The organism is Sneathiella sp. D3-11, from assembly GCF_055809395.1.
The window spans coordinates 1,352,728-1,365,948 of sequence record NZ_CM147911.1 but is presented as its reverse complement, the minus strand read 5'-3'; the positions used below and the strand labels follow the sequence as shown (position 1 = coordinate 1,365,948).

Below are 13,221 nucleotides of genomic sequence, written 5' to 3'. Positions count from 1 at the left end.
TGTCGACCGCCGCAGCGCAGATGTGCTGCGGCGGCGCATTCAGAGAGGTTTTCGCTGATGTTAAAGAATGTACATTTTGGGCCATCCGTGCTGCCCTTTCTACTGGTTCTGCCGCAGATTATCGTCACCCTTGTCTTTTTTATCTGGCCAGCTAGTCAGGCGCTCTATCAATCCTTGCTGTTGGAAGATGCGTTCGGACTGAAAACGGAATTTGTTTGGTTCAGGAATTTTGAGGATCTATTGAGCGATCCGCTCTACTGGGATTCCTTTAAAATAACGATTGTTTTTTCCTTTCTTGTTGCCTTTCTTTCCATGTCCTTCGCGCTAATTCTCGCCCTTTTTGCAGATCGTGTCATAAAAGGCTCGGGCGCCTATAGAACACTTCTGATTTGGCCCTACGCCGTTGCGCCGGTAACTGCTGGCGCGTTGTGGGTCTTCATGTTTAATCCGACTTTGGGTATCGTAAGTTATGCCCTTTCGGCACTTGGCTATGAATGGAACCACCAGTTGAATGGCGGGGAGGCTATGGCGCTGGTGGTCATGGCGTCTGCATGGAAGCAGGTTGCTTATAATTTCCTTTTCTTCCTAGCAGGACTGCAATCAATACCAAAATCACTGATCGAAGCCGCCGCAATTGACGGCGCAGGCCCGATGCGCAGGACAATCGATATTGTCTTGCCGCTGTTGTCGCCAACGACGTTCTTCTTGCTTGTCATCAATATTGTCTATGCTTTCTTTGAAACATTTGGCGTTATCCATGTCGTGACTGCTGGCGGACCAGCGGGCGCGACAAATATTTTGGTCTATAAGGTATTTAATGACGGTTTCGTGGGGCTTGACCTTGGTGGATCTGCTGCGCAGTCGGTTATTCTTATGATTATGGTAATTGCCCTGACGGTCGTTCAGTTCAAGTATGTTGAGAAACGGGTGGATTACTAATGATTGAAAACAGGCCACTTCTGACAATTTTTTCTCACATCATGTTGATCCTTGGTGTGGCGGTTATAGCGCTGCCCATCTGGATTATGTTTGTGGCCGCGAGCCATCCTGAAATCCGGATGACACAGGTCCCGCTACCGATGCTTCCCGGGGGCATTTTTTCGAAAATCTCGACATCGCATTGAGCCGTGGAATGAGCGGAATGGATGGCAATGGGGTTGGATATATGATGCTGAACAGCCTTGCCATGGCGATGATGATTGCTGTCGGAAAAATCGCGATTTCATTGCTATCGGCTTTTGCTATCGTATATTTTCGCTTTCCATTCAGGATGTTTTTCTTCTGGATGATTTTTATCACCTTGATGTTGCCGGTAGAGGTTCGGATATTGCCGACCTATGAAGTCGTGGCCAATCTGGGAATGCTGGATACCTACTGGGGACTATCCATCCCGCTAATCGCGTCGGCTACGGCGACGTTTATGTTTCGACAGGTATTTCTTACGATCCCGGATGAATTGCTGGAAGCGGCGCGGATTGATGGCGCGGGTCCCATGCGTTTTTTCTGGGATATATTAATTCCTATGTCGCGGACTAACATCGCCGCGCTTTTTGTAATCTTGTTTATCTATGGATGGAACCAGTATCTCTGGCCACTCCTGATTACATCAGAGACAAGCATGTATACGATTGTGATGGGTATCAAGCAGATGTTGGAGGCGGCGGAACAAGTGCCGCAGTGGAATATCATCATGATGACGGCATTACTCGCTATGTTGCCGCCAGTTTGTGTTGTTATTTTCATGCAAAGTCTCTTCGTCAAGGGACTGACGGAAACCGAAAAATAAGGCGGGAAAATCAGACGATGGCAAGGGTAGTTCTAGAGGGTATTCGCAAAACCTATCCAAATGGTTTCAAGGCGATTCATGGCGTTGATGTTGAGATTGAGGAAGGGGAATTCCTTGTTCTTGTCGGCCCTTCAGGCTGCGGAAAATCGACTTTGCTTCGGATGATAGCAGGGCTTGAATCCATTACTGAAGGGCGGCTGAGCATTGGCGGTCGTGACGTCAATAATCTGGAACCGTCTGAGCGAGATATTGCGATGGTTTTCCAGAACTACGCCCTCTATCCGCATATGAGTGTTTACAAAAACATGGCCTACGGCCTTAAAATCATGGGGCTGCCCAAGGCCGAGATTGAGGAAAGGGTTAAGAAGGCCGCGGCAATTCTTGAACTTACCGATGAGCAGTTGACGCGCAAGCCCCGACAACTCAGCGGTGGACAGCGTCAGCGCGTCGCTATGGGGCGGGCAATCGTTCGTGAGCCCAGTGTTTTTCTCTTTGATGAGCCACTTTCCAATCTGGATGCAAAACTACGGGTCCAAATGCGTCTCGAGATCAAGACGCTTCAGGCAAATCTAGGTATTACCAGTGTCTATGTAACCCACGATCAGGTGGAGGCCATGACACTTGGCCACCGTTTGATGGTGCTGAATGCAGGCAATGTGGAGCAGCTTGGTACGCCGATTGAGCTATACCAGCGCCCTGCCTCTCTTTTCGTCGCAGGATTTATCGGATCTCCGGCCATGAATTTTGCGGATGCTAAAATTGACGCAGAGGGCAAAAATATCACTATTTCGGGGCAGGAGGCACTACCGCTCGGTGATGGGGGAATGCCGGAACATGGCGGAAAAGATGTTATCTTAGGTATCCGGCCAGAGCATTTGGAATTAGTTGTTGAAGCGCCTGATGCTGTCCCCATGACGGTAACGATGGTGGAACAACTTGGCGCAGATACGCTCGTACATGGTCATTTCGGTGAAAGCAGATCTGATCTGACAGTTCGGCTGGATGGAATCCGTCATATCAAGGGAGGCGAAGTGTTGCCGATCCGCGTGGCACCTGACCACCTGCATGTGTTTGACCCAAAAACTGAACGCCGACTCTCGTGATCTCAGATAGCTGAATTTTATCGTCGGGACAAATCGCAACGTCTTGGATATGCTGTTCACAGGGAAAGGAGCGATGCCTTGGGGTCGCTCTTGTGCAATGGTCTAATCAAGGAAGAAAAAATGGCAGGGATAGCTTCTAACGGTAATAATCTAGGTGCTCTCAGAGATATTACAGGCAAGGTTGCCTGGGTCACAGGGGCTGGAACTGGCATAGGACAAGCGGGCGCGGTATCACTCGCGCGCGCTGGTACGGAGATCGTTCTTTCGGGCCGCCGCAAGGAAAAGCTCAAAGAGACCGAGGAGATGATCCGCGCTGTCGGAATTGAACCCGTCATCGAGGAGCTCGACGTTGCCGACGCAGATCAGGTTGCTGCGGTTGTCGATCGGATTGAAAAACGGTTTTCACGCCTTGACATCGCTGTGTTGAGCGCGGGCATAAATGTCAAGAAGCGTAGCTGGAGCGAGGTTGATACGGACGGGTGGGATTCAGTCGTTGATATCGACCTGAATGGAGCTTTTTATTGTTGTAAGGCCGTTTTGCCGATCATGCGTCGTCAGAAAGAGGGGTTGATCGTTAATGTGTCGTCTTGGGCAGGTGTGCGCGTATCGAAAATGACAGGGCCCGCCTATACAGCCGCTAAACATGGTATGGTTGCCATGAGCGAGAGCATCAATATGGAAGAGGCGATTAACGGCATCCGGGCCTGCGCGCTTTGCCCAGGCGAAGTGGCGACGCCGATCCTAGATAACCGGCCTGTCAAAGTTACGGATGAAGAAAAATCGGTCATGCTTCAAGGCGAGGATTTGGGGGAAACAATTCTGTTCTTGGCGCAACTTGATAAGCGGGTTTGTGTCAACCAGCTGGTAATCAGTCCGACGGCAAATCGAATGTATACAGCGGGAATAACCTAAGAAGACTGTCTTGCCTTCATATCCGCATAGGCATCCAACGCGTCTTGGCGTGATGTTTTAAGATCTACAAGCGGTTCGGGGTAGGTCTCGCCGAGAGTTATCCCCGCCGCCTCTAATATCTCCTTCGGTGCTTTCCAGGGATTAAACAGCCACTTGTCGGGCAAGCCAGTGAGTTCGGGCACATATTTTCGTGTGTATTCTCCCTTTGGATCAAACCGGACGCCTTGAGTGGCGGGATTGAAGATACGGAAATAGGGGGCGGCATCGGCACCGCAGCCCGCAACCCATTGCCAGCTTGCGCTATTGTTGGCGAGGTCCGCATCAACAAGACAATCCCAGAACCAGCGCGCGCCCTCCCTCCAGTCGATCATTAGGTTTTTCACAAGGAAGGAGGCGGCGACCATGCGCACCCGGTTATGCATGAAACCGGTTTGCCAAAGCTCGCGCATTCCGGCGTCAACAAGGGGGATGCCCGTCTGTCCACGTTGCCATGCCTCTAGCGCGGCCATATTCTTTCGCCAGGGAAAGGCGTCAAATTTCGTCTGCAGGTTTTTTTCGGGGAGGTCAGGTGTGTGATAAAGTAAGCTATATGAAAATTCCCGCCAGGCAAGTTCCATGCGGAATTGATCTGCATCTTCTTCATTTTTGATCATATGTTCTCGAAAGGCGAGCGCATACCATATCTGATGTGGTGATATTTCACCAAAGTGAAGATGCGGGGAAAGGTTGGAGCTGTTCTCAGTCGAAGGAAAGTTCCGACCTTTGTTATAGCCATCTATGCCGTCGTCCAGGAATTGGTGCAACCTGTCTTGCGCCCCTTTTTCACCCGGCGTCCAATCCGGGTCTCGCTTGATCTCCCAGTTCAACGCAAGAAGGTTTAGCTCGGAAATGGTATGGGAGCCATCGATAGTGCCGGTCTCGGCAAATGTTAAATTCTGATGTTTCCTCATGGGTTTTCTTGGCTCCGTACTATTCAGACAGCCTTTGCGATAGTACGGGGTGAAAACACGATATGGTGTTCTATCTGACTTGAGAACCTCCCATGGTTCCCAGAGCAGGGAGCCATTCATGGAGATCACATTTACGCCATTCTGTTTCAACTCCGCTGAAATGTCTTTGTCCCGTTGGATGCGCCATGGCTCGTAGCAGCGATTCCATGAGATAGTTTCTACCGCATTTTCCCGAGTTAGTTTCATAAGGACTTCAATCGGATCTCCGCGAAAAACATTGAGATTGTCATCAAGGCTTTTGTTGAGATCGGTCAGAGAATGATGAAGCCACCACCGGCTTGCGCCACCCATACGATAGCTAGCCGCATTTTCATCGTCCAGAATATAAATGGGAAGTAGTTTGCCAGCTTCTACCGCTGCCATGAGCGCAGGATTGTCAGAAAGCCGCAAGTCCTGCCGAAACCAGTGGATTGCGATTGCATTATTTGACGAGCAAAGTGTCACGATGGAGAAATCTTTGGTTAAAGCTATTCTATTCCATTCTGATACGGTGCCGGGCAGGCACCGGATCACCAGAAATAGATTTCATCCGATCGAATGCAAATTAGCCGACTTCTTCCGTTTCCTTCAAAGGTAGGGGGGCAGGAGCTATGTTTGTGGTATCCGTGAAAACTACCAAATTATTTTTGAACTGCATCGCGCTGGTCGCCCAAGAGTAACCCATGGCATATTCGCGGCATACGGTGGGGTCAATATCCAAAGCACTAATTGCGGCAGCCTTCAGATCTTCCTCGAGAACTCCTACAGGACTATCCCCGATGACATCGAGAGGACCGGTGACGGGATAGGCGGCGACGGGTACTCCGCAGGCCAGCGCTTCCAAGAGGACAAGGCCAAACGTATCCGTCCGGCTCGGGAATACAAACACATCGGCGGCGGCGTATACTTTTGCGAGTTCCTCTCCTTCTTTCAGTCCAAGAAAGATGACTTGCGGATACTTTTTCTCCAAATCCTTGCGTTGCGGCCCATCACCAACCACTACCTTGGTGCCAGAGAGATCAAGCCGTAAAAATTCCTCAATATTTTTCTCAACGGCAACCCGGCCGACATAGAGAAAAATCGGCCGTTTATAGTTAAGTGCGGTTTTTTCTCTGGCATGAAAAAGCTCTGTATCTATACCGCGTGTCCAGCGTCTAATATGCTGAAACCCGCGGAGCCTTAAATCTTTCTCCAGACTTGGCGTAGCGACCATAATCGCGCGGGATGGTCGATGAAACCAACGTAAACTGGCATATCCCCATGTGATCGGGAGTCGGATGCGGGCATTTACATACTCAGCAAAGCGCGTATGGAATGCGGTAGTGAAGGGGATATTGTTCTTTATACAATAACGACGGGCAGCGAAACCGAGGGGGCCTTCCGTTGCAATATGGACGGCATCCGGCAGTGTTTCTGTAAAAATCTTGCGCATTCGTCGTGCCGGGAAAAGGGACAAACGAATTTCAGGATAGGTAGGGCAAGGAAGAGAGGTAAAAAGTTCCGGCGTTACCATGATGACTTCATCACCGAGCCCCGTTAGATAGTCCTTTAAGTTCGAGAGCGTCCGAACAACCCCATTGACTTGAGGATGCCAGGCATCGGTAATGAGGATGAGTCGCATGATTTGTTTCCTTGTATGTCGGAGAGGGAAGCAACCGCACCCATCCAGTGAATTAATTCCAGACGGCCGTCAAAATGTTCGACCAGGGCCGAGCAGCTTTCTACCCAGTCACCATCATTGCAGTAGGTGACGCCGTTGATTTCGCGAATTTCGGGGTGATGGATATGGCCGCAAATAACGCCGTTGACGCCCCGATCCTTGGCAACGTCGGCAAGCGCATTTTCAAAGTCTGCAATAAATTTAACGGCGTTTTTCACCTTCAGCTTCAAATAGGCGGAAAGCGACCAGTACGGATATCCAAGCCGTTGGCGAATGGCGTTGAGAGTATCGTTGAGCTTGAGGCAGAGCCCGTAACTCCAGTCGCCGAGGTAGGCAAGCCAGCGGGCGTATTTGACGACGACATCGAATTCATCGCCATGCAGAACCAGAAACTTCCGGCCATCTGCGGTGGTGTGGACGATTTCATGAACGACCTGAATGGAGCCAAAATCATGGTCGACATAGTTTCGAGCGAATTCATCATGGTTTCCCGGAATAAAGACAACCCGGGTCCCCTGCCGCGCCTTGCGCATGATCTTTTGCACCACGTCGTTGTGAGCCTGCGGCCAGTACCAGCCTTGCTGCAAGCTCCATCCGTCGATAATATCGCCAACGAGGTAGAGGTTTTCGCTCTTGGTGCTTCGCAGAAAATCCAGCAGGAAGTTTGCCTTGCACCCGGGGGTGCCTAAATGTATATCCGATATCCAGATGGACCGGTATTTATGGCTTATTGCACGGGCATCCATTACGCATGACTCTTTTGGGTTGTCATCAAATGGTCATCAAAAGTTTTAAATGACGAAACAATCGTATGGACAATGTCTGCGGGTTGTACGGGTCAGTTTAATGACCGCTTGGTTATGTTTTTGTTGCGATAGAAGGTCAGTCCTATGACTCCAGCGAACAGGCGCCTGGTCATCATTCATAATCCAACCTCCGGGATGCGTAACAAAAGCAGATTTTCAAAGGCGCTTTTACGGCTCGCCGAGACGGAGTGCGAGGTTGAAATCCTGAAAACCACCGGCCCCGGCCACGCAACGATGCTGACCCAAGAGCTTGTTGCCCGAAATGATCCCGATCTTGTTCTGGTAGCCGCTGGTGGAGATGGTACAATATCTGAAATTTTGAACGGGCTTAAGGGGGGTGATCTTCCCTTGGGCGTTATTCCACTTGGTACCGCGAATGTACTCGCGCGTGAGCTTGGTGTCGGCGTTTCGATTGAAAAAGCTGTAGATACATTGGTGACTGCCTTGCCCGTGCCTGTGTATACAGCGCTCGCCAATGACAAGCGGTTTCTACTGATGCTCGGGGCGGGATACGACTCTCTTGCCGTGGCAGCCATGCGTTCGGATCAGAAAAAGAGATTTGGTGCTATTGCATATGTTTTAGCGGCAATGCGTGTAATCTCTGGTTTTCGAAATATGAAACTTGAAGTGAGGGTAAATGGGGTGCGTCATAGTGCGGGCAGCGTCATCATCACAAAGGCAAAGTACTATGGAGGCCCGTTTGTGATCGCTCCCGACGGGGGAATTGAAAAGCCGCAGCTTGATGTTCTTATATTCAGAGGTTCGGGTGCCGTGAACGCCATTCGATATGGGATGGCGTTGCTTTTAAACCGGATTAACCGTTTGCCTGATGTTGAAATGCTGGTTACAGACACAGCCATATCGCTGACCTCACCCGCTCCGTTTCCTTGCCAATGCGACGGTGATGGCGGATTTGAAACACCGGTCAATATTTCACTTGATCCGCAGCCGCTGATGATACTACGTGCGGCGATTTAGTTGCGGTCAAATCGCTCTATATAGATATTGCCCCAGGCTTCTTCGCCCACTGAGGTGAAATGCTCGCTAAGGGTCTCTCTTGTAACGTCATCCGGATCGAAAAGATCATACTGTCGGGTGACCAGAAAGACGCGATCCTTGTCGACAATCAGGTCTCTGATGACTTGCGCATCTTCAGCTCGAACTCCCGGAACAGCGGGGAAGCCATCGGGGTAAAAGTCAGAATACTCCGTTGCTGGATATTCTGCAGGAAAACTTTTTATCCGGGCGGCTAATTCGGGATCGGAAACATAAAGGCTGGACGGAAGATAGAGGTCATTTGGCATCATCAGGACTAAGTCATTTTTCTGGGTTTGCTCCGCAAGGCCCGCCATGATTTCATCCCATGGCTCCTTCTCTCCTGCTCGTAAAATTGCCGTAAGGCCGAGGGCAAGGACCACAACATAGAAGATCTTGATGGCATTTCGAAGAAACCGGCGTCCGATGAACTCAATTGCTATGGATAGAAGCATGAAATAAGGAATAAGGCCCGGCAGCAGTGTCCGCTCCAGAAAGATATTAGGCCCCATTATTGAGATAAGGAAAGAGACAACTGGTACTGAGAAGCAGCTTAACAAGAAGAAGCTGGCAAGGGAAAACGCCTTCAACTGGATGATCTTGTAAAGGCCGTGCAAGATAAGGGCAAATGACAGAATAGCCGTGGCCAGACCGAGAGCAAGTCGCCCTGTGTGAATAATTGCGGATGGTCCAAAGGCAGTATCGATGAGCTTGTCCGCATAGCCAAAGCCGAAAATCCGGCGCATGATCTGGATAAAGCTGGTGATTGTGGGCTCAGCGACCCAGTTTGAAGCTTCCCAATAGACCAGTTGTCTTACGATTTGAATGATAAGTGGGACGGAAAGGGCGAGCACTATGATAAAACAAAATAGTAGTCTGTAGAAAAATTCTTTCCTGAATTTTAGCTGAAGAGCCCAGTGCACAGTCAGGGACGAAAATAGCACTGCAGTAAAAATACCCCCCAGATGATGGGACCAATTTGTCAGGAGCACGCCTATGACAAATATCATCCACCCTTTTTTCGTTCCCCCATCGTTATTCAAGAGAATTGAAATTAGGCCGAAAATTGCCAATGAATAGGCGAAGAAAAGCAAGATATATGGCCGGGCTTCAATCGAATACCAGACAAGGACCGGACTAAAGCAGATGAGGATACTGTTGAAGAGGGCCGCGTTATCGCCCTCTCTGTTGAGATATGTTGCGGTAATCCTTGTCGAAAAATAGGACGAAACAACGAGCAGAAAACTAATAAAAATAGATAGAGACCGGTGCCATAGCCCTGTCTCATCCGCTTCGATCATGCCCCAAAGCTTGACCAAGCTATAGTAAAGTGGCGGATGCGCCTCAACTTCGGGGAGCCAGAACCAGATTTCATGAAATGATAGCTTTGCAAACCAAGCGGTGTAACCCTCGTCCAGCCAGTATGGAAGGGCGCCTTCATTGATGATTTTTATAGACAGCGAAATCACTATTACGGCAGCTAAAAAGCCAAAATGCCAAATCCGTTTCGATCGATTCTCCTGATTATACAAACACTTGTCCCCGGCTCATCATCAACGCAAAAATGTCACGCTTACTAACATTAATTGACTATATTATGGTTAATACTGGTTCGTATCCTTGTTTTTTCTAGAATAGCGAAAAGAAATCTAAAATTAAGGTTTATTCGATACACACTGGGTTGCATTTGCGAATAATATCGTTGCTGGACCAGGGAGTTGTTAGGGTCACCCCTGCTGTTTACAGCAATCTGTATATGAGGGCGAGAATCCGTTGGTTGAGAACGTAAAATACGTAGTTGTAGATTTAGATGGTACATTGGTTCGGACGGATTTATTCGTGGAATCATTGCTGCGTTACCTGAAAGGTAACCCATTCAAGATATTCCAATTGCTCTTTTGGTTGCTGAAGGGGCGTGCCTTTGCCAAGGAAAAGATTGCTCAGCATGTTGATATCGATGCTGAGTATCTTCCCTATGAAGAAGGGTTGATTGCCTATCTGAAACAGCTCAAGTCTCAGGGCAAAGAACTTATCCTCGCGACAGCAACCCATCGAAATTATGCCAATCAAGTGGCCGAACATCTGGGCATTTTTGATAAGGTTATGGCGACGGAGGGCGACTATAATCTTAAGGGAAAGAACAAGCTCGCCGCGATCAAGGACTTGATCGGCGATGAAGACTTTGCCTATGCCGGGGACAGTTCTGCTGATGCGCCCATCTGGCGGGCTGCGGCGGCAAACATTATGGTCAACGCGCCGGCCCAATATGTCGCGGAAGCTGAAAAGAACGGTAAATTGGTCTGGCAAGCAAAATCCGAGGCGTCTACCTTGAAAGCCTTTGTGAAGGAGATGCGCCCGCATCAATATGCCAAGAATGTCCTGATTTTCGTGCCATTGGTGACGTCGCATGAATATTCAGATTTTATGCATCTGATGACGGCCTTGTTGGCTTTTGTTTGTTTCAGCTTTTGTGCTTCTGGAGTTTATTTTCTGAATGATCTGCTTGATTTGCAAGAAGACCGTCGACATCGGAGCAAGAAATACCGGCCAATCGCATCAGGGGCGCTTCCTCTTCCTATCGGGATTGCCGGAGCTCTTGGATTTCCGATTTTGGCATTTGCCATATCGATTGTATTTTTGCCATTTGCATTTGTAGGCGTTCTCCTGGTTTACTTTGCCATCACGAATGCTTATTCCTTCCTGCTTAAGCGGATCACGACGGTTGACGTCATGACGCTTGCGATCCTCTATACATTGAGAGTTGTTGCAGGGGCGGCGGCAACAGGCGTGGACCTTTCTTCCTGGCTGATCGCCTTTTCGGTCTTTATCTTTGTCAGCCTAGCTTTCATGAAGCGCTATATTGAGGTGGCGGCCTTAACTGAAAATGACAACAAGGTTCGTGGCCGGGGTTACTCTGCAGATGACCGGGAAACAATGTTTGGTCTTGGTATTACGAATTTTACCGCGGCAGTTGTTATTCTTGCCCTTTATATCAATAGTCCGTTTGTGCTGAGCTCATATTCCAGTCCAGAAGTTCTGTGGCTCCTGTGCTTGATTGTCCTGTTCTGGGGGAACCATATATGGGTATGTGCGCGACGGGGGAAATCCCGGATGACCCGGTTGTTTTCGCAATCAAAGATCGGGCGAGCCAACTCGTTGGGGTTAGCTTTGTCGTAGTTCTGTTCCTTGCTAAATATTTAGTATTTTGATTTTACCTGCCGCGTCGCGCGCGATGTGTAAATAGGAGACTTATAGAATGTCATTCCTTGTTCTTGGCCTGATCCTGCTGACCGTATTTGCATCGGCATGCGCGCAGCTTGTCTTGAAGCTTGGCGTGGCGGACCAGAAGATGCAGGCAGCAATGCAGTCGGGTATTTATGAGTCTGCCTTGGCGGCTTTGTTCTCGCCATTTATCTGGTTTGGACTGATTATCTATGCACTGAGTGTGGTGCTTTGGCTTTGGGTTCTTTCTAAAGTAGATTTGAGCGTTGCCTACCCTTTTGTCGGGATTGGTTTCGTGGTGACAATGCTGTTCGGAATTTTGTTGTTAAATGAGAATGTCACGCCGATGCGGATTATCGGCACAGTACTGATTGTTGGTGGCTGCGTTCTCGTTGGTAAGTCTGCTTAGATTGCCTTAAGTGCAAAATCCCACTTCGTTGTCCGGTAACATAATAACAGGACAACGAAATGAGTATTTGCAGTGTTTTAACGCGCGGGTCACTCCGTCGGCATGTGAAAGCCGGGCGTTGAGAGGGAAAGGGCGATTTCGTCGTCCGCCATGTCTTCCACGATATTTTCAAACAGCGGTGAAGAAAGGTAGCGTTCCCCAGTATCAGGCAGCATGCAGAGGATAACAGATCCTGGCGCCGCTTTCTCTGCAACCTTCATGGCGACTGCAAAAGTTGACCCGCCAGATATGCCGGTGAAAATCCCTTCATTCTGTGCAAGTTTCTGCGACCATTCAATTCCTTCTGGTCCTGCGATCGGAATAAGTTCGTCGTAGTATCCCTGATCAAGAGACTCCTGAAGAACGAGCGGGATAAAGTCCGGCGTCCAACCTTGGATCGGGTGGGGTTCGAAGGATTTATGACCCTCACTCGGGGAGCCGCTTGAATCGCGTTCTTGGGCAACGCCGCTACCGACAAGCTGAGCATTGGCGGGTTCGGTCAGAACTATCTTGGTTTCCGGACGCTCCTTCTTCAGGACACGGGATACACCGGTCATTGTGCCGCCTGTTCCATATCCGCTTACCCAGTAATCAAGCCGATGCCCATCGAAATCAGCGAGGATTTCCCGCGCCGTTGTATTTTCATGGATCAGCGCGTTATCGGCGGTTTCAAACTGGCGTGCAAGGAACCAGCCGTTCGCCTCCGCCAGTTCTTTCGCCTTTTGATACATGCCAAAGCCCTTCGCCGCCCGGGGCGTGAGGACTACCTTTGCACCAAGAAAGCGCATAAGTTTCCGTCGCTCGATAGAAAAGCTGTCGGCCATAGTGACGACGAGGGGGTATCCCTTAGCCGCGCAGACCATGGCAAGGCCAATTCCCGTATTGCCGCTGGTCGCCTCGACAACGGTTTGGCCAGGTCTTAAATCTCCGCGCTTCTCCGCCTGCTCAATAATCGAAATAGCGAGTCGATCCTTAACGGAAGCGGCCGGATTAAAAAATTCTGCCTTCACATATAGCTCGACACCTTCAGGTGCAAGGCGATTGACGCGGATGCAAGGTGTATTGCCAATAGTGTCTACGATAGAGGAATATAATTGCCCCAACCCTTCTGTTGTGCGCGTGCCTCCTTTTGTGTTCTGGTTCATTTTTCACTCCCGATCTATTGGTGCCCGGCTTTGATTGCCCAGCGGTTAGAAAAATTAAAATGTCTAAAAGGTGATTTGACGATAACCATGTTGGTGGAACAAATCCAACTCATTT

The 13,221-nt window shown here is 49.5% G+C and carries 11 protein-coding genes and 1 pseudogene; 7 read left to right on the top strand and 5 right to left on the bottom strand.

Annotated elements, in window-relative coordinates; translation table 11 throughout:
* Positions 1 to 57 precede the first annotated feature (57 nt).
* The 4 genes and pseudogenes from ugpA (at position 58) to AC0L73_RS07050 (ending at position 3,801) form a co-directional block, all read left to right on the top strand.
* Positions 58 to 939 carry a sn-glycerol-3-phosphate ABC transporter permease UgpA gene (gene ugpA, locus AC0L73_RS07065; RefSeq protein WP_227948915.1) on the top strand — a complete coding sequence of 294 codons (882 nt, stop codon included), beginning with the start codon at positions 58 to 60 and terminating at the stop codon, positions 937 to 939.
* Positions 939 to 1,786: pseudogene (gene ugpE / locus AC0L73_RS07060) on the top strand (sn-glycerol-3-phosphate ABC transporter permease UgpE). Before ugpA ends, ugpE begins: the two are co-directional and overlap by 1 nt.
* Before the next feature lie 17 nt (positions 1,787 to 1,803).
* Positions 1,804 to 2,889: a sn-glycerol-3-phosphate import ATP-binding protein UgpC gene (locus tag AC0L73_RS07055; protein ID WP_227948919.1), complete on the top strand. Its 1,086-nt coding sequence runs from the start codon at positions 1,804 to 1,806 to the stop codon at positions 2,887 to 2,889.
* A gap of 120 nt (positions 2,890 to 3,009) precedes the next feature.
* Complete coding sequence (locus AC0L73_RS07050; protein ID WP_473655205.1) at positions 3,010 to 3,801, top strand: SDR family oxidoreductase; 792 nt, start codon at positions 3,010 to 3,012, stop codon at positions 3,799 to 3,801.
* On the opposite strand, the gene AC0L73_RS07045 is transcribed toward AC0L73_RS07050, so the two are convergent.
* The 3 genes from AC0L73_RS07045 to AC0L73_RS07035 all read right to left on the bottom strand — a co-directional run bounded on the left by AC0L73_RS07045 (position 3,798) and on the right by AC0L73_RS07035 (position 7,196).
* Positions 3,798 to 5,255: a cryptochrome/photolyase family protein gene (locus tag AC0L73_RS07045; protein WP_473655204.1), complete on the bottom strand. Its 1,458-nt coding sequence runs from the start codon at positions 5,253 to 5,255 to the stop codon at positions 3,798 to 3,800. The two genes, AC0L73_RS07050 and AC0L73_RS07045, sit on opposite strands and share 4 nt — an antisense overlap.
* Before the next feature lie 100 nt (positions 5,256 to 5,355).
* A complete protein-coding gene (locus tag AC0L73_RS07040; protein WP_473655203.1) occupies positions 5,356 to 6,411 on the bottom strand; it encodes a glycosyltransferase family 4 protein in 1,056 nt (351 codons plus the stop codon).
* Positions 6,339 to 7,196, bottom strand: a complete 858-nt coding sequence (locus AC0L73_RS07035) for a UDP-2,3-diacylglucosamine diphosphatase (protein ID WP_227948928.1) — start codon at positions 7,194 to 7,196, stop codon at positions 6,339 to 6,341. The genes AC0L73_RS07040 and AC0L73_RS07035 overlap by 73 nt, the downstream gene beginning before the upstream one ends.
* A 144-nt stretch (positions 7,197 to 7,340) precedes the next feature.
* Between AC0L73_RS07035 and AC0L73_RS07030 the strand changes: the two genes are divergently transcribed.
* A complete protein-coding gene (locus AC0L73_RS07030) occupies positions 7,341 to 8,234 on the top strand; it encodes a diacylglycerol/lipid kinase family protein (RefSeq protein WP_473655202.1) in 894 nt (297 codons plus the stop codon).
* On the opposite strand, the gene AC0L73_RS07025 is transcribed toward AC0L73_RS07030, so the two are convergent.
* Positions 8,231 to 9,760 carry a hypothetical protein gene (locus AC0L73_RS07025; protein ID WP_473655201.1) on the bottom strand — a complete coding sequence of 510 codons (1,530 nt, stop codon included), beginning with the start codon at positions 9,758 to 9,760 and terminating at the stop codon, positions 8,231 to 8,233. The two genes, AC0L73_RS07030 and AC0L73_RS07025, sit on opposite strands and share 4 nt — an antisense overlap.
* Before the next feature lie 304 nt (positions 9,761 to 10,064).
* Here AC0L73_RS07025 and AC0L73_RS07020 point away from each other — a divergent pair, with 304 nt between their 5' ends.
* Together AC0L73_RS07020 and AC0L73_RS07015 are read left to right on the top strand one after the other, a co-directional pair.
* Positions 10,065 to 11,468, top strand: coding sequence for a UbiA family prenyltransferase (locus tag AC0L73_RS07020; protein WP_473655200.1), 1,404 nt, complete (start codon positions 10,065 to 10,067; stop codon positions 11,466 to 11,468).
* Between the two features lie 79 nt (positions 11,469 to 11,547).
* Positions 11,548 to 11,922: a DMT family transporter gene (locus AC0L73_RS07015; protein WP_227948937.1), complete on the top strand. Its 375-nt coding sequence runs from the start codon at positions 11,548 to 11,550 to the stop codon at positions 11,920 to 11,922.
* Between the two features lie 89 nt (positions 11,923 to 12,011).
* On the opposite strand, the gene AC0L73_RS07010 is transcribed toward AC0L73_RS07015, so the two are convergent.
* The gene (locus AC0L73_RS07010; protein ID WP_227948939.1) at positions 12,012 to 13,106 is read right to left on the bottom strand and encodes a PLP-dependent cysteine synthase family protein; all 1,095 of its coding nucleotides are present in this window, start codon (positions 13,104 to 13,106) and stop codon (positions 12,012 to 12,014) included.
* Positions 13,107 to 13,221: the final 115 nt, after the last annotated feature.

Bases quoted from the DNA above. Each gene is read 5' to 3' on its own strand.
- ugpA (WP_227948915.1), top strand. From the start codon at position 58: ATGTTAAAGAATGTACATTTTGGGCCATCCGTGCTGCCCTTTCTACTG.
- AC0L73_RS07055 (WP_227948919.1), top strand. From the start codon at position 1,804: ATGGCAAGGGTAGTTCTAGAGGGTATTCGCAAAACCTATCCAAATGGT.
- AC0L73_RS07050 (WP_473655205.1), top strand. From the start codon at position 3,010: ATGGCAGGGATAGCTTCTAACGGTAATAATCTAGGTGCTCTCAGAGAT.
- AC0L73_RS07040 (WP_473655203.1), bottom strand. From the start codon at position 6,411: ATGCGACTCATCCTCATTACCGATGCCTGGCATCCTCAAGTCAATGGG.
- AC0L73_RS07035 (WP_227948928.1), bottom strand. From the start codon at position 7,196: ATGGATGCCCGTGCAATAAGCCATAAATACCGGTCCATCTGGATATCG.
- AC0L73_RS07030 (WP_473655202.1), top strand. From the start codon at position 7,341: ATGACTCCAGCGAACAGGCGCCTGGTCATCATTCATAATCCAACCTCC.
- AC0L73_RS07015 (WP_227948937.1), top strand. From the start codon at position 11,548: ATGTCATTCCTTGTTCTTGGCCTGATCCTGCTGACCGTATTTGCATCG.
- AC0L73_RS07010 (WP_227948939.1), bottom strand. From the start codon at position 13,106: ATGAACCAGAACACAAAAGGAGGCACGCGCACAACAGAAGGGTTGGGG.